The organism is Marinobacter zhejiangensis, from assembly GCF_900114775.1.
Classification (GTDB): Bacteria; Pseudomonadota; Gammaproteobacteria; order Pseudomonadales; family Oleiphilaceae; genus Marinobacter; species Marinobacter zhejiangensis.
Map to the genome: position 1 here is coordinate 469,200 of NZ_FOUE01000003.1, position 21,401 is coordinate 490,600.

25 protein-coding genes are annotated in these 21,401 nt (G+C 56.5%); 14 read left to right on the top strand and 11 right to left on the bottom strand.

The window, feature by feature from the left end; all coding sequences use genetic code 11:
• Positions 1-38: 38 nt before the first annotated feature.
• From BMZ67_RS12035 to BMZ67_RS12080, 10 genes are all read right to left on the bottom strand, one after another.
• Positions 39-308 (bottom strand): HPr family phosphocarrier protein, encoded by a 270-nt coding sequence (locus tag BMZ67_RS12035; protein WP_092022926.1) that lies wholly within the window; start codon positions 306-308, stop codon positions 39-41.
• A gap of 6 nt (positions 309-314) precedes the next feature.
• Positions 315-1,193 carry an RNase adapter RapZ gene (gene rapZ, locus BMZ67_RS12040; RefSeq protein ID WP_092022928.1) on the bottom strand — a complete coding sequence of 293 codons (879 nt, stop codon included), beginning with the start codon at positions 1,191-1,193 and terminating at the stop codon, positions 315-317.
• Between the two features lie 27 nt (positions 1,194-1,220).
• On the bottom strand, positions 1,221-1,688 hold the full coding sequence (gene ptsN, locus BMZ67_RS12045; RefSeq protein ID WP_092022930.1) for a PTS IIA-like nitrogen regulatory protein PtsN: 468 nt from the start codon (positions 1,686-1,688) through the stop codon (positions 1,221-1,223).
• Positions 1,689-1,774: 86 nt separating this feature from the next.
• Positions 1,775-2,083 carry a ribosome hibernation promoting factor gene (gene hpf / locus BMZ67_RS12050; protein ID WP_092022932.1) on the bottom strand — a complete coding sequence of 103 codons (309 nt, stop codon included), beginning with the start codon at positions 2,081-2,083 and terminating at the stop codon, positions 1,775-1,777.
• A 126-nt stretch (positions 2,084-2,209) separates the two neighbouring features.
• Positions 2,210-3,718 carry an RNA polymerase factor sigma-54 gene (locus tag BMZ67_RS12055; protein WP_092023276.1) on the bottom strand — a complete coding sequence of 503 codons (1,509 nt, stop codon included), beginning with the start codon at positions 3,716-3,718 and terminating at the stop codon, positions 2,210-2,212.
• Positions 3,719-3,923: 205 nt separating this feature from the next.
• Entirely contained in the window at positions 3,924-4,649 is a 726-nt protein-coding gene (gene lptB / locus BMZ67_RS12060) for an LPS export ABC transporter ATP-binding protein (RefSeq protein ID WP_092022934.1), read from the bottom strand.
• A gap of 12 nt (positions 4,650-4,661) precedes the next feature.
• Positions 4,662-5,225 carry a lipopolysaccharide transport periplasmic protein LptA gene (gene lptA, locus BMZ67_RS12065; protein WP_175481913.1) on the bottom strand — a complete coding sequence of 188 codons (564 nt, stop codon included), beginning with the start codon at positions 5,223-5,225 and terminating at the stop codon, positions 4,662-4,664.
• On the bottom strand, positions 5,197-5,799 hold the full coding sequence (gene lptC, locus BMZ67_RS12070) for an LPS export ABC transporter periplasmic protein LptC (RefSeq protein ID WP_092022936.1): 603 nt from the start codon (positions 5,797-5,799) through the stop codon (positions 5,197-5,199). The genes lptA and lptC overlap by 29 nt, the downstream gene beginning before the upstream one ends.
• The gene (locus tag BMZ67_RS12075) at positions 5,799-6,353 is read right to left on the bottom strand and encodes a KdsC family phosphatase (RefSeq protein WP_092022938.1); all 555 of its coding nucleotides are present in this window, start codon (positions 6,351-6,353) and stop codon (positions 5,799-5,801) included. Before BMZ67_RS12075 ends, lptC begins: the two co-directional genes overlap by 1 nt.
• Positions 6,353-7,321 carry a KpsF/GutQ family sugar-phosphate isomerase gene (locus BMZ67_RS12080; RefSeq protein WP_092022940.1) on the bottom strand — a complete coding sequence of 323 codons (969 nt, stop codon included), beginning with the start codon at positions 7,319-7,321 and terminating at the stop codon, positions 6,353-6,355. The genes BMZ67_RS12075 and BMZ67_RS12080 overlap by 1 nt, the downstream gene beginning before the upstream one ends.
• A gap of 231 nt (positions 7,322-7,552) precedes the next feature.
• Between BMZ67_RS12080 and BMZ67_RS12085 the strand changes: the two genes are divergently transcribed.
• From BMZ67_RS12085 to BMZ67_RS12135, 11 genes are all read left to right on the top strand, one after another.
• The gene (locus tag BMZ67_RS12085; RefSeq protein ID WP_092023277.1) at positions 7,553-8,368 is read left to right on the top strand and encodes an ABC transporter ATP-binding protein; all 816 of its coding nucleotides are present in this window, start codon (positions 7,553-7,555) and stop codon (positions 8,366-8,368) included.
• On the top strand, positions 8,361-9,143 hold the full coding sequence (gene mlaE, locus BMZ67_RS12090) for a lipid asymmetry maintenance ABC transporter permease subunit MlaE (RefSeq protein WP_092022942.1): 783 nt from the start codon (positions 8,361-8,363) through the stop codon (positions 9,141-9,143). The genes BMZ67_RS12085 and mlaE overlap by 8 nt, the downstream gene beginning before the upstream one ends.
• Before the next feature lie 9 nt (positions 9,144-9,152).
• Entirely contained in the window at positions 9,153-9,602 is a 450-nt protein-coding gene (mlaD, locus tag BMZ67_RS12095) for an outer membrane lipid asymmetry maintenance protein MlaD (protein WP_092022944.1), read from the top strand.
• A 63-nt stretch (positions 9,603-9,665) separates the two neighbouring features.
• Positions 9,666-10,319, top strand: coding sequence for an MlaC/ttg2D family ABC transporter substrate-binding protein (locus BMZ67_RS12100; protein ID WP_092022946.1), 654 nt, complete (start codon positions 9,666-9,668; stop codon positions 10,317-10,319).
• The gene (locus BMZ67_RS18850; protein ID WP_092022948.1) at positions 10,319-10,639 is read left to right on the top strand and encodes an STAS domain-containing protein; all 321 of its coding nucleotides are present in this window, start codon (positions 10,319-10,321) and stop codon (positions 10,637-10,639) included. The genes BMZ67_RS12100 and BMZ67_RS18850 overlap by 1 nt, the downstream gene beginning before the upstream one ends.
• A gap of 84 nt (positions 10,640-10,723) precedes the next feature.
• Positions 10,724-10,966, top strand: coding sequence for a BolA family protein (locus BMZ67_RS12110; RefSeq protein ID WP_092022950.1), 243 nt, complete (start codon positions 10,724-10,726; stop codon positions 10,964-10,966).
• Positions 10,967-10,996: 30 nt separating this feature from the next.
• Positions 10,997-12,259: a UDP-N-acetylglucosamine 1-carboxyvinyltransferase gene (gene murA / locus BMZ67_RS12115; RefSeq protein WP_092022952.1), complete on the top strand. Its 1,263-nt coding sequence runs from the start codon at positions 10,997-10,999 to the stop codon at positions 12,257-12,259.
• Positions 12,260-12,279: 20 nt separating this feature from the next.
• Complete coding sequence (gene hisG, locus BMZ67_RS12120; protein ID WP_092022954.1) at positions 12,280-12,933, top strand: ATP phosphoribosyltransferase; 654 nt, start codon at positions 12,280-12,282, stop codon at positions 12,931-12,933.
• 28 nt (positions 12,934-12,961) lie between these two features.
• On the top strand, positions 12,962-14,278 hold the full coding sequence (gene hisD, locus BMZ67_RS12125; RefSeq protein ID WP_092022956.1) for a histidinol dehydrogenase: 1,317 nt from the start codon (positions 12,962-12,964) through the stop codon (positions 14,276-14,278).
• Positions 14,278-15,333 carry a histidinol-phosphate transaminase gene (gene hisC, locus BMZ67_RS12130; RefSeq protein WP_092022958.1) on the top strand — a complete coding sequence of 352 codons (1,056 nt, stop codon included), beginning with the start codon at positions 14,278-14,280 and terminating at the stop codon, positions 15,331-15,333. The genes hisD and hisC overlap by 1 nt, the downstream gene beginning before the upstream one ends.
• A gap of 3 nt (positions 15,334-15,336) precedes the next feature.
• Positions 15,337-16,080: a Nif3-like dinuclear metal center hexameric protein gene (locus BMZ67_RS12135; protein WP_092022960.1), complete on the top strand. Its 744-nt coding sequence runs from the start codon at positions 15,337-15,339 to the stop codon at positions 16,078-16,080.
• A gap of 38 nt (positions 16,081-16,118) precedes the next feature.
• Here BMZ67_RS12135 and BMZ67_RS12140 read toward each other — a convergent pair whose 3' ends face one another.
• Positions 16,119-16,556, bottom strand: coding sequence for a Z-ring associated ZapG family protein (locus tag BMZ67_RS12140; protein ID WP_092022962.1), 438 nt, complete (start codon positions 16,554-16,556; stop codon positions 16,119-16,121).
• 265 nt (positions 16,557-16,821) lie between these two features.
• On the opposite strand from BMZ67_RS12140, the gene zapE reads away from it, so the two are divergent.
• The 3 genes from zapE (at position 16,822) to BMZ67_RS12155 (ending at position 21,397) form a co-directional block, all read left to right on the top strand.
• A complete protein-coding gene (gene zapE, locus BMZ67_RS12145; RefSeq protein WP_092023279.1) occupies positions 16,822-17,919 on the top strand; it encodes a cell division protein ZapE in 1,098 nt (365 codons plus the stop codon).
• 89 nt (positions 17,920-18,008) lie between these two features.
• Positions 18,009-19,193: a thiolase family protein gene (locus tag BMZ67_RS12150; protein ID WP_092022964.1), complete on the top strand. Its 1,185-nt coding sequence runs from the start codon at positions 18,009-18,011 to the stop codon at positions 19,191-19,193.
• A 296-nt stretch (positions 19,194-19,489) separates the two neighbouring features.
• Positions 19,490-21,397: a DUF1302 domain-containing protein gene (locus BMZ67_RS12155; protein WP_092022966.1), complete on the top strand. Its 1,908-nt coding sequence runs from the start codon at positions 19,490-19,492 to the stop codon at positions 21,395-21,397.
• The last annotated feature ends 4 nt before the right edge of the window (positions 21,398-21,401 follow it).

Consider the following 21,401-nt stretch of genomic DNA (forward strand, 5'->3'; position numbering starts at 1 on the left):
GTAGTGAGAAGGGAATGTAGGTGATAGCCGTATGGCGCTCACTCTCCCTCGCCAAAGTAGTCGTCGATCAGGGCAACCAACTTGTCACAAGCGGCTTCTTCATCCGGACCGCTGATGTGCAATTCGACTTCGGTACCTTTGCTGGCGGCAAGCATCATGACAGGCATGATGCTTTTCCCATTCACCTTCTGTGAGCCTTTCACAATTTCCACCGAGCTTTCGAACTCCGAGGCAGTGGCGACCAGTTTTGCGGCAGCACGGGCATGAAGCCCGAGCTTGTTGATGATGGTGATGGGGCGTTGGATCATGATGGCTCAGGTGGCTGCTGGTTTCAGGTGGGGTAATTCGCTATGACGTACCTGCACGTTGGCGAAGTTCTTTGAGAAGTACTCGCCGACTCGCTCGCAGACATAGACCGAGCGGTGCTGTCCGCCGGTGCAGCCGATGGAGATCGTCATGTAGCTGCGATTGCTCTGCCCAAATGACGGCAGCCAGCTTTCGATGAACTGAATGAGGTCATTGACCATTTTTTCGGTTTGCGGATCGTTTTCCAGGAACTCGATGACCGGTTGATCGATTCCGGTGTATTTCCGCAGGCTGGTATCCCAGTAAGGGTTGGGGAGGCAGCGCACATCGAACACGTAGTCCGAGTCCACGGGAACGCCATGCTTGAAGCCAAACGACTGGATCAGCAAGGCCATTTCCTGCTCCCGCCGTCCAATAACCCGTTGCTTCACCATATCCCGGAGTTCGTAAATGGACAGTTCGGTGGTGTCGACAAACAGGTCGGCGAGACTGGCAATGGGCTCCAGCAGGTGCTTCTCGCTATCAATGGCTTCTTTGAGCGACGTGTGGTCGTTGCTCAGTGGGTGCTTGCGGCGGGTGGCGTGGAAGCGCTGGAGCAACGCCTGATCCGTTGCGTCCAGAAATATGATTTCCATCGTTGCGCCGGTTTGACGGAGTTGGCGATGGATGTCCTCGAAGTTGGCAATTTCATCGGACAGATTGCGGGCGTCGATGCTGACCGCAATGCGCTTCAGGCGCCCGGAGCCCTGATTGGTTGCTTCCCGGGTCAGAGGGGACAGCAAGCCAATTGGCAGGTTATCGATGCAATAGAAGCCAAGGTCTTCCAGGACGTGCAACGCGGTACTTTTTCCTGAGCCTGAACGACCACTGACGATGATCAGTTTCATAACCCGCAACTCCAAAACGAGGTTGAGCTAGGACGTCTCTGTCATTTGATTGTACAACGATGTGTTGTCTGTGCACTGCCGCAGTTCGTTGCAGAACCGGTGGTCGTTGAACTTCTCTGCAAGTTGGCTCAGTAGCTCCAGGTGCTCACTGGTGGCTTCCTTCGGAACGATCAGTGCGAACAGCAGATCGACCGGCTGGTTATCAATGGCGTCGAAGGCAACGCCCTCCTCCAGGGTGACCAGTACGCCGACCACCTTGTCGCAGTCTTCAAGCCGACAGTGGGGGATGGCGATGCCCTGGCCGATGCCGGTACTGCCCAGTCGCTCCCTGGCGACCAGGTTATTGAAAATCTGGGTTTCGTTCAGTTCCGGTGCGGACTGGTGAACCTGTTCGGCAATGTATTCCAGGGCGCGTTTCTTGCTGGATAGCGCGACCCGGCAGAGAGCCAGCTCAGGAACCAGGATGTTTTGAATAGTGAGAGATGAGTCCGTCATGGATAGACAGTGTTTCCGTTAAAAAAAAGGCTGCGGTACCTAAGCACCGCAGCACAACCTTATCATTTGGCTGGTAAGGCTACCCCTTAGCGGGCGCCGTTTCCATGCATACGATCAACATTTTTTTCCTTGTGCTTGAGGATCTGTCGATCCAGCTTGTCCACAAGGGCGTCAATGGCGGCGTACATGTCCTCGTCTTCCGCTTTCGCGTGAATTTCACCACCAATGACATGCAGCGTGGCTTCGGCCAACTGCCGTACTTTCTCGATTCCCAGGGTCACCTGACAGTTACTGATATGGTCGAAATGGCGCTCAAGCTTTTCAAATTTGCCAGATACATACTCTTTGAGTGGCGGAGTCAATTCGACGTGATGACCTGAAATGTTGAGTTGCATAGGCGTCTCCTATAGTTAGCTTGCCAGCGAACATCCTTCACTGACGGGGCTGTTGCGATACTTCATCGCAACGTGATTCCCTTGTTGCCAGAGTCCGGGGCCCACACACCTCCCAACGACTCAGGCTTACACTAATCGTTTCCGTTCATTCGACGGAGGAATATGCATAGCCTCACGGTACTTGGCAACCGTGCGGCGGGCAACCTGTATTCCCTGTTCTCCTAGCATGGCCGCAATTTTGCTATCGCTCAATGGCTTTTTGGGGGTTTCTGCTGCAATCAGCTTTTTGATCATCGCCCGGATGGCCGTAGAAGAGCATTCCCCGCCTTCATCGGTGCTGACATGACTTGAGAAAAAGTACTTAAGCTCAAAGATTCCCCGTGGTGTATGCATGTACTTCTGGGTGGTGACCCGGGATATGGTTGACTCATGCATCTCGACCGCCTGGGCGATGTCAGACAGGATCAGGGGCTTCATGGCCTCTTCGCCGTGGTCCAGAAAGCCCTGTTGGTGTTCAACGATACGGGTCGCCACTTTCAGCAGGGTTTCGTTGCGACTCTGCAGGCTCTTGATAAACCACTTGGCTTCCTGCAGCTGATCCCTCAGGTAGGTGTTGTCGGCGCTGCTGTCCGCTCGCCGTATCAGGGAGGCATAGCTGGCATTGACCCGTATGCGAGGCGCGATTTCCGGGTTCAGCTCAACGCGCCAGCGGTCATTCTGCTTGCGTACAATGACGTCTGGAACCACGTAATCTGGTTCGGCCTGGTCGATAGAATCGCCAGGGCGCGGGTTCAGCTGGGTAATGAGCGCCAGCACTTCTTTGAGTTGATCTTCCTTCAGTCGGCTCCGGCGCAGCAGTTGCGCGTAATCCCGATTCCCCAACAGGTTGATGTAGTGGGTGATGACAAGCCGTGCCTGGGGCAGCCACGGGGTATCCGTGGGGAGCTGGTTGAGCTGGATCAACAGGCATTCCTGCAGGTTCCTGGCAAAAACACCGGGAGGGTCGAAATGCTGGAGGCGACGTAAAACCGCCTCTACTTCGTCCATCTCCACCGGATCTTCGTCACCCTCTTCGACCAGCCCCGAGAGGATTTCGTCAAGATCCGACGACAGGTAACCGCGATCGTCGACCGCATCAAGCAGCGCCGTCGCAACGGCGTGGTCGCGCTCGCTCATTGGCGTCAGGTTGAGCTGCCACTCCAAGTGATCTTGCAGGGTTTCAGTCGGTGAATTGCGGGTTTCGAAATCGTTGTCGTTTTCGTCATCACCGCGGGATGCAGGCGCTGGAGAGGACTGGTAGATGTCATCCCAGGCGGTGTCCACCGGCAGGTCGTCAGGAATGCTATCGTTGGCGTTGTTGTCCGCCTCCCATTCCTGGGACGGCTCCTCATCCCAGGAGTTGTCGTCGGCGTCAGAAGCCGAGGCGGCCTCTTCCCGGGGCTCATTATTTGCGCCGTCTTCAGACTCCAGTCGGTCATCGTCCTCCTGGGTCTCCAGCATCGGGTTCGAATCGAGGGCCTGCTGGATTTCCTGTTGGAGATCCAGGGTCGATAGCTGTAACAGCCGGATCGCCTGTTGTAACTGGGGCGTCATTGTCAGACTTTGACCCAGTTTTAACTGCAAAGAGGCTTTCATGACCATGGTTTTGGTTCCGTCACCCGTGTTTCTCCGGTGCCTGTACGGCGTCGATGTGACTCACGGCGTTCAGAAAAAAGTCTTTTATGCTCGTGACTTGTCGTTACAAGCAAGTTTTCTGCCGAGTGTACTTGCTTGTGCCTGCCAAAACAATCTGACAGACGTATGACGATAGTCGGCAAACGGCCGAAAATAATCAACGGTATTACAGTCTGAATTCGTTACCGAGGTAGACGTCTTTCACTTGCTGGTTGGCAAGGATGTCTTCCGAGTGCCCCGATGCGATGATGTGCCCGCCGCTGACGATGTAGGCATTCTCGCAGATATCCAGAGTTTCCCGAACGTTGTGGTCGGTAATCAGGACGCCAATGCCTTTGTCCCGCAGGTGGCGAATGATCTGTTTGATATCGCTGACTGAGATTGGGTCCACCCCGGCAAAAGGTTCGTCCAGCAGAATGAACGCAGGCTCCATGGCAAGGGCCCGGGCAATTTCAACCCGCCGACGCTCTCCGCCGGACAGAGCCATCCCAAGGCTGTCGCGAATATGGGTGATGTGGAACTCTTCCAGCAGCTCTTCGAGCTTTTGTTCCCGATCGCTTCGCTTGAGATCCTTGCGGGTTTCAAGAATGGCCATGATGTTGTCGCGAACGGTCAGCTTCCGGAACACGGAGGCTTCCTGGGGCAGGTACCCGATACCTTTGCGGGCCCGCCCATGCATCGGCAATGGGGTGATGTCGTGGCCATCAATGGTAATGCGTCCATGGTCTGCGGGAACCAGCCCTACAATCATGTAGAAACAGGTGGTTTTGCCCGCGCCGTTAGGGCCCAGCAGGCCGACGATCTCGCCACTGCGGATTTCCAGGGAGACATCAAGGACGACTTTTTTTTGCTTGTAGCTCTTTGCCAGGTTACTGGCTCTCAGGACTGCCATTCGAACCCTTGATCAGTTGCCTTGTTGAGTTGTATTGCGGGGCTGGATCACCATCTCAACCCGGCCGGTACCTTCACCGCTGCTACCGGAGCCCTCAGCGGTGACAACCCGATTCTCGGTATCATAGTGAATCAGCTCGCCGCGAAACAGGTTGTTGCCTTGGGTGATCACTGCGTTGTTCTCAAAAATCAGCTGATTGTCCGGTGCGGAATAGGTGATCTTTTGAGCTTCGGCGTCAGTGGCTTCGCCCTGATTGCTGGTTGGTTGGCTGTAACGGGCGGGCGAGCCTGTGGCTTCGATGCGGTTCAGTCCGTTCTCATCGCGAAACAGGATGACCTTGTCGGCCTGCAGGCGAGTGTTCACCTGGGTGATTACGACGTCGCCGGTATAGGTGACGATGCCCTGGCTGTCATCCAGCCGGGCATTGTCTGCGCTGACCTTGATGGGCTCGTTCGAGTTCAGGTCAAACGCAAGGGCCGGAGTGGAGGCCAGTGTTAACAGCAGGCAAGCGGCCGCTATCGCGCGCGCGCCAAACAGGGTTCGGGCATTACCGGGAGTTGGACGTGGCAGGCTCATACAATCCTATTACCTGTGACTTGAGTTCCAGAATACGATCATCGATCCAGGCTGTCATACCCGTGGCCTGGGTGATGGTGCGACCATCAGTCAGTGTGACTGGGGCCTCGGTAAAAACAGTTCTGCTTTCATTGTCCAGGGTCAGCTGTTCAGTCTCGAGGGTGCCCTGGCGGTCATCACTTATCTGACGGGTAACAATAACATTCCCCTCAAGTTCAACCAGATTTTTCTGCTGGTGGAACGTACCGCTCGCCGCGGTGAGCTTCCAGGGGGATCCGGTGTTCTTGTCGATCAGCGTGGCGTCCGGGCTGGTCATGATGGCGACTTCGGATGCTTCAAATTGTTCGATCCTGGGGCTGCTGATCAGGGTGGTGAGTTGTCCTGCTTCGTCAAATGACCGATACAGTCCGTTGACAACAAAACCATCGGGCTCCGACGGCCCCCGCAATGATTCCGCCTCCAGTGGCGGCAGGCGTTCGTCGGACTGCCAAAGCAGCGCTACCAGTACGGCGAAGCTGATGATCAGCGCCAGGGCTCGCACCCAGGGGCGGGACAGGAAGTCGCCGGCGATCATCAGCGAGACTCCTGGAATCCTGAAAGGGCACTCTCAATATGGCCCTGTGCCGCGAGAATCAGGTCGCAGGCTTCCCGCACGGCACCCTGTCCGCCGGCGGTCGTAGTGCAATAGTCAGCATGTTGGCGAACAAACCAGTGGCCATTGGGGACGGTGATGCCAAAGCCGGCATACTGGATGGCGGACAGGTCCGGCAGGTCGTCTCCCATATAAGCGATGGCGCTGGCCTCAATGTTCAGTTGCGTGGTGAGCTCGAGCAGTGCCGTGCGCTTGTCTTCGCGCCCCTGCATCACATACGGAATGCCCAGGTCGTTCATGCGACGTTCCGTCAGCGGGGATGTCCGGCCGGTAATCACAGCGACGTCGACGCCAGCTTTCATCAGCAGCTTGATGCCGAGGCCATCAAGGATGTTGAAGGCTTTCAGTTCATCGCCACTGGCGCTGAAGAGCAGGGTGCCGTTGGTCATAACCCCGTCAACATCCAGGGCAAGCAGTTTGACCTGGCGGGCCTTGGTAAGGGCTGATTCTGGCCAGGAAGGCATGAGCTCTGTCATCAGATCACTCCGGCTTTAAGTAAATCGTGCATGTTGATGGCGCCAGTCAGCTCGCCAGACCGATTGATGACGGGGAGGGCGTTGATCTTGAGTTCATCCATCAGTTTAAGGGCTTCGGCGGCCAGCTGGTCTTCAAAGATGGTCTTGCCGTTGCGAGTCATCACTTCTTGGATAGGGGTGGTGTGAATGTCGAGCGGGTGGTCAAGGGTTCGCCGCAGGTCGCCATCCGTGAAAATGCCGGTCATTTGTCCGGAGTCATCAATCACGGTGGTCATGCCCAGTCCTTTGAGGGAAATCTCCAGCAGGGCGGCGTTCAGCGGGGTGTTTTCGCGAACCATGGGGATGCGGTCGCCGCTGTGCATAATGTCGGAGACCCGTAGCAGAAGGCGTCGGCCCAGGCTACCGCCAGGGTGCGAAAACGCAAAATCCTCTGCGCTGAATCCGCGCTCATCAAGCAACGCTACCGCAAGCGCATCTCCCATTACCAGGGTGGCCGTGGTACTTGATGTCGGGGCCAGGCCGAGGGGGCAGGCTTCCTGCGCAACGCTGACATCCAGGTTGGCGACCGCTTCTTTGGCCAGCACTGAGTCCTTGTTGCCCGTCATGCTGATCAGCGGAGCCCCCATGCGCTTTAGAAGCGGCAGGATAGTGAGGACTTCGCTGGTGCTTCCCGAATTTGATATCGCCAGCACCACGTCCTGGCCGGTGATCATACCGAGATCCCCGTGACTCGCTTCTCCCGGGTGTACATAAAAGGAAGGGGTGCCGGTACTGGCCAGTGTTGCGGCAATCTTCTTGCCTATGTGTCCGGACTTCCCCATGCCGGTCACGACCACTCGACCCTGGCAGGCCATAATAACTTCACAGGCCTTGATGAACTGGTCGTTGATTCGCTGGTTCAGGGCGTCGATCGCTTCCCGCTCAATGGCGATGGCGCGCAGGGCGGCGTCCTTGAAGTGTGTGGTCATAGTTTTGCTGGTCCGCGGTCATTCGGGTGGTAATTTTGCCGGAGTATATCACTTTCGGCGCAGACAGGGTCGGGTGAGGTGGTGTGGAATAATGGCTCCTTACCGCTGCATTTCCAATATTTTAGGTGCTATACATTGAGCTTGCGATGGAGTTCGAATACTGTAGCCCACATTCTGTTGGCGTTTGCCCGCGAACGCCAGAGCGCACCGTCAGTCTATCTTGGGATAACCATGGCTTCAGAAGCCTACATTACGCTTGAGGATGTTGCTTTTTCCCGCAACGGGCGGCCTATTTTTGATGACGTAACCCTCTCTATTCCCAAGGGTAAGGTCACCGCCATTATGGGCCCCAGCGGTACCGGAAAAACCACGCTGTTGAAGCTCATCGGCGGCCAGCTCAAGCCCGACAGCGGGCGCGTGGTGGTGGCGGGTGAGTCGGTGCCTGATCTCAGCCGCTCGGCCCTATACCGGCTGCGGGAGCGGATGGGGATGTTGTTTCAGAGCGGCGCCCTGTTTACCGACATCAGCGTGTTCGAGAACGTTGCCTTCCCCTTGCGAATTCACACCAAACTACCCGACGACATGATCCGGGACATCGTTTTGATGAAGCTCGAAGCCGTTGGCCTTCGCGGTGCCCGTGACCTGATGCCGGCCCAGCTGTCGGGCGGCATGACCCGTCGTGTGGCGCTGGCGCGCAGCATTGCTCTCGACCCGGAACTGATCATGTATGACGAGCCTTTCGCTGGTCAGGATCCGATTGCCATGGGCGTGCTGGTGAAGTTGATTCGCGACCTGAATCGATCCATGGGGCTAACCAGCGTTCTGGTTTCCCACGATGTGCCCGAGTCTCTCAGCATCTGCGATTTTGCCTGCATCATTGCTGATGGCCACGTTATCGGGCAGGGAGCTCCGGATGAGTTACGGAGTCACCCCTCGGAGCAGGTGCAACAGTTCCTGCGAGGCCATCCCGATGGTCCTGTTCCCTTTCATTATACGGCGCCGAAGGCGGAGGCCGACTGGGGTATTGAGGGGGTGGGTCGTGATTGACCGCATTGCCCGCCTGGGCCGTTCCGGGCTTGAGTTGGCACGCTCATTCGGGCGGTCAGGCATCTTCCTGGCTGGCGTGCTGGTTGGTGTGCCAAGAACCGGAGCTGACTTTGCGCTGCTGGTGCGGCAGCTTTACGCCATTGGTGTTCTTTCGTTGGCGATTATTCTGGTGTCAGGGCTGTTCATCGGCATGGTGCTGGGACTGCAGGGGTACACCATCCTCAGTGATTATGGCAGCGAGGACGCCATCGGGCAGATGATTGCGCTGACTCTGGTGCGTGAGCTGGGGCCGGTCGTGACGGCGCTGCTGTTTGCTGGCCGTGCGGGGTCGGCGCTGACAGCGGAAATCGGCTTGATGAAAGCGACTGAGCAGCTGTCCAGTATGGAAATGATGGGGGTTGACCCTCTACGTCAGGTGATTGCCCCGCGGCTTTGGGGTGGGTTCCTGGCCATGCCGTTGTTGGCGGTCATTTTCTCGTCGGTTGGAATCTGGGGTGGCAAGCTGGTTGGTGTCGACTGGTTGGGCGTATTCGAGGGTTCCTTTTGGGGGAATATGCAGGCGTCCGTGGAATTCTTTGATGATGTTATGAACGGTATCATCAAAAGTATCGTGTTTGGCTTTGTCTGCAGTTGGATAGCCGTTTTTCAGGGCTATGATTGCGTTCCGACATCGGCAGGCATCAGTTCGGCAACCACCAAAACGGTGGTCTATTCATCACTGGCGGTACTGGGGTTGGACTTTGTGCTAACCGCGGTCATGTTCGGAAGTTTCTGAGGGGGCACGATGGCACGAAGGACGATGGAAGTCACTGTTGGGGTGTTTATGCTCCTGGGCGTGTTCGCCCTGATCTTTCTGGCATTGCAGGTCAGCGGGCTGACCCCCGGGGGGAATGGCTCAACCTATACGGTCTATGCGCGTTTCAATGATGCCGGTGGCCTGACGGCGCGAGGCCGGGTGTCGATGGCGGGTGTTACGGTGGGGCGTATTCGCTCCATTGAACTCGATCGGGACAGTTTTCAGGCCCGTGTCACCATGGATATTGATGGGGTGATTGATAACATTCCGACCGACAGCTCGGCAGTAATACGTACATCGGGACTGCTTGGTGAGCAGTACATTGACATCTCTGTGGGTGCGGACGACACCTCAATGGCGGACGGGGACAGTTTTTATTCCACGCAATCTGCCTTGAATCTTGAACGTTTGATCGGCAATTTCGCCAGCGGGCGCTGATTTATGTCGGTTTTTGAAGTGATTGCGTGCTAACCAAGGTAGCGCGCGGACTAGGGAGTGATTATGACGTTGGTCAAAAAATACCTCGTAATGATGTTTGTGCTGATCCAGGCACTGGCAGCCTCGGCTGCGGCCTCAGCCAGCGAGGATCTGCGGCAGTACGTGGATGACAGTACCCAGAAGCTTGTCAGCAAGCTCAACGAGGAGCGGGGTCTTTATGTCACTGACCCCGAGGCGTTTTACCGCAGCATGGATGAAACGCTGCAGGATTTTGTGGATTTTCGTCGGATTGCGGCGCGTGTGATGGGGCGTTACGCCCGTCAGACCACGCCTGAGCAGCGTGATGCGTTTGTCGAGAAGTTCAAGCGAAGCCTGTTTGACAGTTATGCCCAGGCGCTGGTTGAAACCCAGGAGTTTTCCATTGAGGTGAAAGAGGCCCTGGTGAATCCGGAAAATGACACCCGTGCTTCCGTGCAAATGGAGGTGATTTCGGCGTCAGGCAACCGTTATCCGGTAACCTACTCCATGTATCTCAAGGACGGCGAGCACTGGAAAATGGAAAACGTGATCGTCGAGGGGGTGAATATTGGCCTGGCGTTCCGTGACCGTTTTGCCCAGGAAATGGAGTCCAATGGGGGTGATGTTCAAGCCGTTATTGATGGTTGGACCGGTGCAGTGGACGGTCTGGCGTCTGAAGATGAAGGCGACACCCAGTAATGCCTGAGGCGCAGGCTGGAGTTTGTCTGGACGGGGGTGTTCTCAAGGTTTGGGGAGCCCTCGATGCCCAGGGGGTGCTCATGGTCCGGGGGCAGGGAGAAAGCTTTATTCGATCTGGTAGCGGCCCCCTGACGGTTGATCTTGCCGATTCCCCTGACGCCCATAGCGCGGCGCTTTCCCTGTTTCTGTGCTGGCAGCGTTGCGCTCAGTCCCAGCATCGGCCGCTGCATTTTATTAATGTCGCGGAATCGATTTGCTCCTTGGCGTCACTCAGTGGCGTTCATCATTTTCTTAGCGGGTTTGCTGGCGAGGGCCACTAACGGCTTGCTTTCAGAAGCTGACCCGCCCTTCAGAATTGGTTACAATTCCGCTCCTGAATTAACTTCTCCCCGAGGACTGTTGTTATGGAAGCCCGTGAAGTTGCTGAGCTGGTAAAGAATGCTCTGCCGGACTGTGAAATCGAAGTGCAAAGTGAAGGCAATCACTATCTGGTGATCGCGGTAGGGGAGCGCTTTGACGGTCTTTCTCCGGTCAAGAAGCAGCAGCTGATCTATGGTGCCTTGAACCAACAGCTAACCGATGGCTCCATCCATGCCCTGACCATCAAGGCATTTACTCCGGCCCAATGGGCTGCGCGCCAGGGCTAAGCCCTGCCCACGACCAACAGGATAATTATTGTGGACAAACTACTGATTGGTGGCCGTAAGCCGCTTGATGGCGAAATCCGGATTTCCGGTGCCAAGAACGCGGCTCTGCCCATCCTGGCCGCGACCCTGCTGGCGGATGAGCCGGTCACCGTGGGCAACCTGCCGCATCTGAACGACATTACCACCATGATCGAGTTGCTTGGCCGTATGGGCGTGGAGCTGCTGATCGACGAAAAGATGAGTGTTGAGGTTCACGCCACCACCATCAAACAGTTCCACGCGCCCTATGAGCTGGTCAAGACCATGCGGGCGTCGATCCTGGTGCTGGGACCCTTGGTGGCACACTTTGGCGAGGCAGAAGTGTCATTGCCCGGCGGGTGTGCAATCGGTAGCCGTCCGGTCAACCTGCACATCCATGGCCTGGAGCTGATGGGTGCGGACATCAAAGTGGAGAATGGCTACATCAAGGCTCGCTCCAATGGTCGCCTGAAAGGGGCGCACATTTTCATGGATACCGTGACCGTAACCGGTACTGAAAACCTGTTGATGGCAGCAACCCTGGCGGAAGGCAAGACCATCCTGGAGAACGCCGCCAGAGAGCCGGAAGTGGTCGACCTGGCTGAGTGCCTGATCGCCATGGGTGCAGATATCAAAGGGCACGGCACAGCAACCATCGAGATCAATGGCGTCGAGCGCCTGCATGGCTGTCACTATGATGTTTTGCCGGACCGGATCGAAACCGGAACTTACCTGGTGGCTGCGGCCGCCACCGGTGGTCGGGTCAAGCTCAAGGATACCCGTGCCGACCTGCTGGAAGCAGTATTGCTCAAGCTGGAAGAGGCGGGCGCGACCATCACGACCGGCGATAACTGGATCGAACTCGATATGAAAGGCAATCGCCCCAAGGCCGTGAGCCTGAGGACAGCGCCTTACCCGGCCTTCCCAACGGATATGCAGGCCCAGTTTGCTGCGATGAATACGGTGGCGGAAGGGACTGGAACTATCGTTGAGACAGTTTTTGAAAACCGTTTCATGCACCTGCAAGAGCTGATTCGCATGGGGGCAGACATTACCCTCGAAGGCAATGCCGCAATCATCAAGGGTGTGGATCATCTGCACGGTGCGCCGGTTATGGCGACCGATCTGCGGGCGTCGGCCAGTCTGGTCATCGCCGGGCTGGTTGCTGACGGCGATACGATCGTAGACCGTATCTACCACATTGACCGTGGTTACGAATGTATTGAAGAAAAACTTCAGCTGCTGGGTGGCAGCATTCGCCGCTTGCCGGCGTAAACAACTGACCGGAAGGAATGATGACTGACACCATAACGATCGCGTTGTCGAAGGGGCGGATTCTCAAGGAAACCCTGCCGCTGCTGAAAGAAGCTGGTATCGAGTTGCTCGATGATATCGACAAATCCCGTAAGCTGGTCTTTCCGACGACAGATCCGAATGTGAGGGTGCTGATCATTCGTGCCACCGACGTGCCGACCTATGTGCAATACGGTGGCGCGGATTTGGGCGTGGCTGGCAAAGACGTCTTGATGGAGCATGGCGGGGAAGGGCTCTATGAACCGCTGGATCTCAATATTTCCTGTTGCCGGCTGATGACGGCTGGTCCCAAGGGGGTCACACCGCCCCAAGGGCGGCTGCGGGTAGCGACCAAATTCGTTAACCTGGCTCGTCGCTATTACGCGAGCAAAGGGCTTCAGGCCGATATCATCAAGTTGTATGGCGCCATGGAGCTGGCGCCTATCCTGGGACTGGCCGATGAGATCGTCGACATCGTGGACACCGGGAACACCCTGAAGGCCAATGGCCTGGAGCCTCGCGAGCTGATTGCGAACATCAGTACACGGCTGGTGGCCAACCGGGCGTCCATGAAAATCAAGCACCAGAAACTGCAACCGATCATCGAGAAGATGGGCGCTGCCGTCGAGCGCTGCAAAGTGGCGGAAACCGCCTGAACCAACCTCCCAAGATGCAGGGGATATTATGACTGACGTTTCCATTACCCGATTGTCCGCCTCCACGGCTGACTTTGATGTCGCGCTGTCCAAGCTGTTGGCTTGGGACGATAGCGTGGACCATCAGGTCAATGAATCGGTGCGTCATATCCTGCATCAGGTACGTACTCGCGGTGATGAGGCGGTGCTGGAATTCACCGCGAAGTTTGATCAGGTAAACGCTGGGTCGGTCAGCGGCCTGGAAGTCTCCCGTGAACGTTTGCAGCAAGCTCTGGAAACCATCCCCGCTGAACAGAAAGCGGCACTGGAAACGGCGGCAAAGCGGGTGCGGGACTACCACCAGCGCCAGTTGCAGTCGTCTTGGCAGTATGAAGAGGCTGATGGCACGGTGCTTGGTCAGAAAGTCACGCCGCTCGACCGGGCCGGCCTTTATGTGCCAGGCGGGAAAGCGGCCTACCCGTCGTCGGTCCTGATGAACGCCATTCCTGCGAAGGTTGCCGGCGTGGCAGAAGTCATCATGGTGGTGCCTACGCCAGGTGGTGTGGTGAATGACATGGTGCTGGCCGCAGCGGCGATTGCCGGGGTTGATCGCGTCTTTACGATCGGCGGTGCCCAGGCGGTAGCTGCTTTGGCCTATGGTACTGACACCATTCCCTCGGTAGACAAGATTGTCGGCCCGGGCAACATTTATGTGGCCACCGCCAAGCGGGAAGTTTTCGGTGTGGTGGGCATCGATATGATCGCCGGCCCATCCGAGATTCTTGTGATCTGCGATGGCGAGACCGATCCTGACTGGATTGCCATGGACCTGTTTTCCCAGGCGGAGCACGATGAGCAGGCCCAGTCCATACTCGTTAGCCCGAGTGCAGACTATCTCGATCAGGTTGAAGCCAGCATTCGCCGGCTTTTGCCGACCATGGAGCGTGCGGACATCATTGCGGCATCGCTGAACAGCCGTGCGGCGCTGATTGAAGTCGCGGATCTGTCTGAGGCGGCGAAAGTCAGCAACCGGATTGCTCCGGAGCACCTGGAGCTTTCTGTGGCAGACCCGGAATCCCTGGTCGCCGAAATACGTCATGCCGGTGCGATCTTCTTGGGGCGTTATACGGCAGAAGCGCTGGGCGACTACTGTGCTGGCCCTAACCACGTGCTGCCGACCTCCGGTACGGCACGTTTTTCATCGCCCCTTGGGGTCTATGACTTCCAGAAGCGCTCCTCCATTATTGGCTTTTCCGCCAAGGGCGCCAGCGACATGGGGAAAGTTGCTTCGGTACTGGCGAGGGGTGAGGGCCTGACGGCGCACGCCCGTTCAGCGGAATACCGAATTGAGGATGGGGCTGAGTGATGAGCAAGTACTGGAGTCCGGTGGTTAACGACCTGGTCCCCTATGTGCCCGGTGAACAGCCGAAGCTGGATAACCTGGTGAAGCTCAACACCAACGAAAATCCCTATGGCCCTTCGCCCAAGGCGCTGGCGGCCATGGCGGAAGTGATCGGGGACAGCCTCAGGCTGTACCCCGACCCCGAATCGGTTGAGCTTAAGCAGACCATTGCCGATTATTACCGTGTGACGCCGGAGCAGGTCTTTGTTGGCAACGGGTCGGACGAGGTTCTGGCGCACATTTTCTTTGGGTTGTTCCAGCACGAGCAGCCCATCCTGTTTCCTGATATTTCGTACAGTTTCTACCCGGTTTACTGTGGTCTTTATCGCGTTGAAAGCCGTGCTGTGCCACTGAATGAGCAGTTTGAAATCGATCCGTCAGATTACGCTCAGCCCAACGGTGGTGTGATCTTTCCCAACCCTAATGCTCCCACCGGGCGTTACCTTCCGCTGGCTCAGGTCGAACAGATTGTTGCGGCTAACCCGGATCGTGTTGTGGTGGTTGATGAGGCCTATGTTGACTTTGGGGGTGACACGGCCATTGCGCTGGTGGATCGTTATCCTAATTTGCTGGTGACACAGACGCTGTCTAAATCTCGCTCGCTGGCAGGTATGCGTGTTGGCTTTGCGATTGGTGATTGCGCACTGATTGAAGCTCTCCAGCGCGTCAAGAACAGCTTTAACTCCTACCCACTGGATCGGGTAGCGCAGGCGGGAGCGAAGGCGGCGTTTGAAGACGAGGCCTATTTCCGTGAGGCTTGTGATGGTGTTATCGCCCAGCGAGACCGGGTGAGCGAGGCACTGGAAGGCTTTGGTTTTGAGGTGTTGCCCTCAAAGGCAAACTTTGTGTTTGCGCGCCACCCGGAGCGCCGCGGAGAGGATCTCATGACGGCCTTAAGGGCGAAAGGCATTATCGTTCGCCACTTCAATAAGCCAAGAATCTCCGATTATCTGCGAATCACCATCGGCACGCAGGAGCAAAACGATGCCTTGCTGGCAGGGTTGCAGGAGATTCTTTGAATCATGGCGCTGCGCGAAGACATATTGGCGACGGTGTCACAGTGGCTGACGCCGGACAACTTCCAGGATTATTGCCCAAACGGATTGCAGGTTGAGGGCCAAACAGAGGTGACCCGGATTGTTTCCGGGGTCACGGCGTCTCAGGACCTGGTGGATGCAGCGGTCGAGCAGGGTGCCCAGATGCTTCTGGTCCACCACGGCTACTTCTGGAAGGGTGAGGATGCGGTAATCCGGGGGATGAAGCGTGCGCGACTCAAAGCGTTGCTGGAGCATGACATTAACCTGGTCGCGTACCATTTGCCGCTGGATGATCACGCCCGGCTTGGCAATAACGTCCAGTTGGCCAGGGTCTTGGGTATTCAGAACCCTCGGGTCCTTGATGGGCTGGTTTGGTGTGGCGAGCTTCCTGAGCCGATGAGCCCAGAAGCTCTGTCGCGCCATCTTGCTTCCTGCTTGGGGCGTTCGCCCCTTCATGTTGGTCAGGGGTGTGAAGAAATTTCGTCCGTGGGGTGGTGCACTGGCGCGGCCCAAGGCTATATCACGAAGGCCATCGAAGCAGGCCTGGACGGGTTCATCAGTGGTGAAATTTCAGAACCTACAACCCACACTGCGCGTGAATGTGGCATTCACTATTTCTCGGCAGGGCATCATGCGACCGAGAGGTACGGGGTGCGCGCTCTGGGTGAGGCGATTGCTGAACACTTCGGGATTGAGCACTGTTTTGTCGACTGCGATAACCCGGTGTAGCTGCAAGCCCTAGGCTGGGAAAGCAGTGGAGCAGGCGGTTATGCCTGCTCCCGGGATTTTGATGCCAGACCGTAGTCTTCGGAGAGGGTCCCTTTTTCGCTGGGATCCACTTTCGGTGCGTAATCTCTTGGCGGCTCGACGCCGCTCTCGCGGTCGTCTTCGAGTCTGGCTCTGGAGGTTTCCTGATCCAGCTCCTCAAGCCAGTCCTCATCATTGCACAAGCGGTTAGCGCCGCGAGCCATGTGCTGGTTCACATCCCGGTAGGCATCGTTGAACCGGCGAAGCAGGTGAGCAGACTCCATGAAATGCTCATTGACCTGGGCCTGGTAGCGGGTGTACTCGCTGCGCAGCTCGTCAATCTGCTGCTCGGCACGCCGCTGGCGTAATGAGGAGCCCTGCCCGGAGCGGCCAATAAAAAAGCCAATAACAATGCCCGCAACAAGGGCGACGATGGCTGCCAGAATCAGGTTGGTCATAAGCTACGGTGTCCTTTCATGTGATAAACGACGCCAGAAATTCCATTGTATTGGCCTGGATTTTTAGTTGTTGGGGAGGCCGTGTCAAACTCCTGTCCCCGAGTATAACTCCGTATGAAGTGATCGCCCATGGGCAATAGCTGCGCCAATCGTCGTATTGCCTGCTGCCATTGCGGCGCGGATACCAACCCCCATGGCGAAAATCGCCAAAATCAGCGACAATAGCGCGCCGTTCAGAACCATCCAATTTCGGGAAATGCCGTCGATGACACCCTGGGAACGTTACCAGCAAGACCTTACTCGCCCTGATTTTCACAAAGATGCCGCTCAGGAAGACGCTGTTCGTCGCCTTCAGGCACTGTACGACAAACTGGTTGTTGCTGAAAGTCAGCGCCAAAAAACCATGGTGCGGTTGCGCCGGAAGTTGGCAAAGGGTCGTCAGGAACCGGTCAAGGGATTGTACTTTTGGGGCGGTGTGGGTCGCGGTAAGACTTATCTGATGGATACGTTCTATGAGGCGCTGCCATTTGAGCGAAAGATGCGGGTGCATTTCCATCGCTTCATGCAGCGGGTCCATAACGAGCTAAAGACCCTGAAAGGGGAGAAGAACCCCCTTGAGCTGGTGGCTAAGCGCTTCGCTGACGAGACCTGTGTTATCTGCTTCGACGAATTTTTTGTCTCCGACATCGGTGACGCCATGATTCTGGCAACCTTGATGGATGGTTTGTTCAGCCGGGGGGTATCACTGGTTTGTACCTCTAACATTGTTCCTGACGGCTTGTACAAAGACGGCCTGCAAAGGGCGCGCTTCCTGCCGGCCATTGAGTTAGTTAAAGAACATACGGATGTGGTCAACGTTGATGGTGGTGTGGACTACCGTCTGCGGACCCTGGAACAGGCCGAGCTATACCATTGCCCGCTTGATGAGTCTGCGGATACCAGCCTTGGACGCAGCTATGACGGGCTGGCCTTGGAATCAGGCAGTCACACCCTTGAGCTGGATGTGAATGGACGCAAGTTGAAGGCGCTACGTCACGCGGATGATGTGGTCTGGTTTGATTTTTCCGTGCTGTGCGATGGCCCCCGAAGTCAGAATGACTATATCGAGCTGGCGCGGGAGTTTCATGCGGTGATCATCAGCAATGTGCCGGTGCTAGGTGGTGATAAGGATGACCAGGCTCGGCGGTTCATCAACATGATTGATGAATTCTACGACCGCAACGTCAAGGTCATCATGTCGGCGGCCGCGCCTATCCATGAGCTTTACTCCGGCGGGCGACTTAACTTTGAATTTGAGCGAACAGAGTCCCGTTTGCTGGAAATGCAGTCCAGGGAGTATTTGGAGGCTCCCCACCGTCCGTAACCGGGTAGCGGTTGTATTGGTGATTCCTATAAATAGGGCCAGTGTGGGCCATGTCCGCCTGAGCCATAACCATAAGAGGACTTTTGGTCATGAGTAGTGACAGCGTAGTGATTGTCAGCGGTGTTCGCACCCCCATGGGCGGCTTTCAAGGCAGCCTGAGCTCCGTGTCGGCGGTTGATCTTGGCGCCCTCAGCATTGCTGAGGCTGTTCGCCGGGCAGGTATTGAAGCTGGCGATGTTCAGGAAATCATCATGGGCAACGTACTTCCTGCTGGCCTCAAACAGGGCCCGGCCCGTCAGGCTATGCGTAAGGCCGGGCTGCCTGACAGCACCGGTGCCACTACCATCAACAAACTTTGCGGTTCCGGGATGAAGGCCACCATGCTTGCCCACGACCTGATCAAGGCTGGCAGCAACGATGTGATGGTTGCTGGTGGGATGGAGAGCATGTCCAATGCGCCGTATATCCTGCTGAATGCCCGTAAAGGTTACCGTATGGGGGCTGGAGACACTGCTCAGGATCACATGTTCCTGGATGGTCTGGAAGACGCGGAAACCGGTCGTCTGATGGGGGCATTTGCCCAGGAGATGGCGGATAAGAAAGGTTATACCCGGGAAGAGATGGATAACTATGCCATCGCTTCTCTCAAGCGTGCGCAGAACGCCATCAAGGAAGGCTTGCTGAAGGACGAGATCGTTCACGTCACGGTGACTTCCCGCAAAGGGGATACGGTGGTTGAGGATGATGAGCAGCCGCTGACTGCCAACCTCGAGAAGATCCCGGCGCTGCGCCCGGCCTTTAGTAAAGATGGAACTGTTACGGCGGCGAATGCTTCTTCCATTTCCGACGGCGCCTCGGCCCTCGTATTGATGAGCGAGTCGGAAGCCGAGCGTCGCGGCCTCAAACCCATGGCACGTATCGTCGCTCACTCCACGCATTCTCAGCATCCGTCTGAATTTACCTGTGCACCGGTTGGCGCGATCAACAAGCTGCTCGACAAAGCCGGGTGGACCAAGGATGAGGTTGATCTGTACGAAATCAACGAAGCGTTTGCCATGGTCGCCATGATGCCGATTCGTGAGCTTGGACTGGACCCGGAGAAAGTGAACGTGCACGGCGGCGCCTGTGCCCAGGGGCACCCGGTTGGCTCCACCGGTTCCCGCTTGCTGGTTACCCTGATGTACGCGTTGCAGCGTTATGGCAAGCGTAAGGGCGTGGCTTCCCTGTGTATCGGTGGTGGTGAAGCGACAGCCATGGCGATTGAATTGATCTGATCAGTTCGGTTCCCGGAAAAAAGGCGTTCCACTCGGAACGCCTTTTTTTATGCCTTGTGCTAACCCTGTGGCAAGGGTGCGGTGAACTGGTTCGCATCTGGAATGTTGTCTATATTGATGCTGTGCGAGCGCCGGGGAGTGAATCCCTGGTTGAAAAATCATACTTTTGACTGATCAAAGCGTCAGGCAGCCTAGTTATAGTGCGAACATCACGAGCACCGCGCGTGAAGCCTCCAAATTCGTGAGCACCAATAATCAGAGCAGCGACTCAGAACAACAAATGGAGTAGCCTTCCAATGACAAGAAAAACTCATCAACGGCAAACCTGGGCCAAATTGCCTTTGGCCGTAGCTGTTGCAGCAGGTATGTCTGGCCAGGCGTCAGCCTTCTCGTTCTACGTGGGCGATGTGGAAGCCTCGTTTGATACCACCCTCTCCGCAGGCGCGACATGGCGTGTGTCCGACCGGGATCGCCGGTTGATTGCACAGGGTAACCTCGGGCCTGAATATGCCCCTGGTGGCAGCCTGCAAAACATTGGGGCATCTTCGAACAACTACGATGATGGCAACCTGAACTTCGACAAGAACGATACGGTGTCCAAAATCGTCAAGGGCACCAGTGAGCTGTTCCTGAGCTACGACGTTGATAGCGATGTTCTGACTCGTGTGGGCGGTTTTGTCCGTGGCCGTTATTGGTATGATTTTGAACTGAAAGACGAAGCTCGTGCAGTTGACTACGTAGGTCAGCAGCGCGAACTGAACGATGAAGCCAAGGCGAACGCCTCTGGCGGTGAGTTCATGGACGCTTACGTCTTCACCGACTGGTACGTTGGTGATGTGCCCCTGAGTATCCGTTACGGCAACCAAGTCGTGAGCTGGGGTGAAAGCACCTTCATCCAGGGTGGTATCAACAGTATCAACCCTGTTGACGTACAGGCGTTTCGTGCTCCGGGTTCCCAGCTGAAAGAGGCGCTGCTGCCGGTTGAAATGCTGTACCTGTCTGCGGGTATCACCGAAAACATCACCTTGGAAGGCTTTGTGCAGACTGACTGGGAACCCGTGCGTCCCGATGATTGTGGAACCTTCTTCTCCACCAACGATTTTGCTGCGGATGGTTGTGGTCCTGTCTTGCTGGCTGGTCAGTTGCCAGATTCCCAGGCCTATGCCCAGGGCTTTATTACTCCGCGTCTCGGTGATCAGGAGCCGGATGAGAAAGATCAGTTTGGTGTGGCCATGCGCTGGTACATCCCTGAGCTGAACGACTCGGAGCTGGGTTTTTACTACATCAAGTACAACAGCCGCCTGCCTTACGTCAGCGGCCTGGTCAGCAACCCGGATACCCCCGTTGGCACCCAGACCAATGACCCCAATCTGCCATCGGCACGATTCCCGAGCTACTTCATCGAGTACCCGGAAAATATCAACCTGTACGGCATCAGTATCAACACCACCACCCCGGGTGGCTGGTCCCTGGGTGCCGAGTACAGCTTCCGCGACAATATGCCGCTGCAATGGAACGCCTTTGAGCTGATCCTGGGTGGTCTGCAGGCGCGGACTGCCGCTGATGGCAACCAGACTCCGCTGAGTCTGCTTGAGCGCCAGCGACTCGAAGAGTCTGGCGGGGCGAACCTGGCTGGTAAAGCCGTTGATGGTTATGACACATTCAAGGTTTCTCAGGCTCAGTTCACTTTGATCAAGTTCTTCGATCAGGTGATGGGAGCGAGTCGCCTGTCCTTCATCACCGAGTTTGGTGCGACCTACATCCACGATTTGCCAGATCATGATGAAGCGCGCTACGGCCGTTCAGGAACCTTTGGGGTTGGCGAGATTCCTCTGGAAAGCCTGGGTGGGTTTGATGTGTGTGCTGCTGGCGCCAACATCAACACCAACTACTGTAACAACGAAGGGTTTACCACCGATTTCTCTTGGGGTTATCGCGCCCGCCTGGTTTGGGATTACTCCAACGCATTTGCCGGTATCAACCTGTCGCCACAGCTGGCTTGGTCACACGACGTGAAGGGCTACGCGCCTGAGCCCGGCGGCAACTTCCAGGAAGGTAATAAGGCTATTGGGCTGTCTCTGACCGGTACCTATCAGAACCAGTACTCGGCCACTGTGAGCTACACCAACTTCTTTGGTGGCGAACCGTACAACGAAAAAACCGACCGTGACTTTGCAAGTGCGAGCGTGTCGTACGCATTTTGATCGG

What these genes read in the sequence shown, in the direction of transcription:
- hpf (WP_092022932.1), bottom strand. Translation starts at nt 2,083, where the DNA reads ATGCAACTCAACATTTCAGGTCATCACGTCGAATTGACTCCGCCACTC.
- BMZ67_RS12085 (WP_092023277.1), top strand. Translation starts at nt 7,553, where the DNA reads ATGGCTTCAGAAGCCTACATTACGCTTGAGGATGTTGCTTTTTCCCGC.
- lptB (WP_092022934.1), bottom strand. Translation starts at nt 4,649, where the DNA reads ATGGCAGTCCTGAGAGCCAGTAACCTGGCAAAGAGCTACAAGCAAAAA.
- lptA (WP_175481913.1), bottom strand. Translation starts at nt 5,225, where the DNA reads ATGAGCCTGCCACGTCCAACTCCCGGTAATGCCCGAACCCTGTTTGGC.
- mlaD (WP_092022944.1), top strand. Translation starts at nt 9,153, where the DNA reads ATGGCACGAAGGACGATGGAAGTCACTGTTGGGGTGTTTATGCTCCTG.
- rapZ (WP_092022928.1), bottom strand. Translation starts at nt 1,193, where the DNA reads ATGAAACTGATCATCGTCAGTGGTCGTTCAGGCTCAGGAAAAAGTACC.
- BMZ67_RS12080 (WP_092022940.1), bottom strand. Translation starts at nt 7,321, where the DNA reads ATGACCACACACTTCAAGGACGCCGCCCTGCGCGCCATCGCCATTGAG.
- BMZ67_RS12155 (WP_092022966.1), top strand. Translation starts at nt 19,490, where the DNA reads ATGACAAGAAAAACTCATCAACGGCAAACCTGGGCCAAATTGCCTTTG.
- BMZ67_RS12035 (WP_092022926.1), bottom strand. Translation starts at nt 308, where the DNA reads ATGATCCAACGCCCCATCACCATCATCAACAAGCTCGGGCTTCATGCC.
- hisG (WP_092022954.1), top strand. Translation starts at nt 12,280, where the DNA reads ATGACTGACACCATAACGATCGCGTTGTCGAAGGGGCGGATTCTCAAG.
- BMZ67_RS12055 (WP_092023276.1), bottom strand. Translation starts at nt 3,718, where the DNA reads ATGAAAGCCTCTTTGCAGTTAAAACTGGGTCAAAGTCTGACAATGACG.
- hisC (WP_092022958.1), top strand. Translation starts at nt 14,278, where the DNA reads ATGAGCAAGTACTGGAGTCCGGTGGTTAACGACCTGGTCCCCTATGTG.
- BMZ67_RS12140 (WP_092022962.1), bottom strand. Translation starts at nt 16,556, where the DNA reads ATGACCAACCTGATTCTGGCAGCCATCGTCGCCCTTGTTGCGGGCATT.
- zapE (WP_092023279.1), top strand. Translation starts at nt 16,822, where the DNA reads ATGACACCCTGGGAACGTTACCAGCAAGACCTTACTCGCCCTGATTTT.
- BMZ67_RS18850 (WP_092022948.1), top strand. Translation starts at nt 10,319, where the DNA reads ATGCCTGAGGCGCAGGCTGGAGTTTGTCTGGACGGGGGTGTTCTCAAG.
- BMZ67_RS12100 (WP_092022946.1), top strand. Translation starts at nt 9,666, where the DNA reads ATGACGTTGGTCAAAAAATACCTCGTAATGATGTTTGTGCTGATCCAG.
- BMZ67_RS12135 (WP_092022960.1), top strand. Translation starts at nt 15,337, where the DNA reads ATGGCGCTGCGCGAAGACATATTGGCGACGGTGTCACAGTGGCTGACG.
- BMZ67_RS12110 (WP_092022950.1), top strand. Translation starts at nt 10,724, where the DNA reads ATGGAAGCCCGTGAAGTTGCTGAGCTGGTAAAGAATGCTCTGCCGGAC.
- hisD (WP_092022956.1), top strand. Translation starts at nt 12,962, where the DNA reads ATGACTGACGTTTCCATTACCCGATTGTCCGCCTCCACGGCTGACTTT.
- BMZ67_RS12150 (WP_092022964.1), top strand. Translation starts at nt 18,009, where the DNA reads ATGAGTAGTGACAGCGTAGTGATTGTCAGCGGTGTTCGCACCCCCATG.
- ptsN (WP_092022930.1), bottom strand. Translation starts at nt 1,688, where the DNA reads ATGACGGACTCATCTCTCACTATTCAAAACATCCTGGTTCCTGAGCTG.
- lptC (WP_092022936.1), bottom strand. Translation starts at nt 5,799, where the DNA reads ATGATCGCCGGCGACTTCCTGTCCCGCCCCTGGGTGCGAGCCCTGGCG.
- BMZ67_RS12075 (WP_092022938.1), bottom strand. Translation starts at nt 6,353, where the DNA reads ATGACAGAGCTCATGCCTTCCTGGCCAGAATCAGCCCTTACCAAGGCC.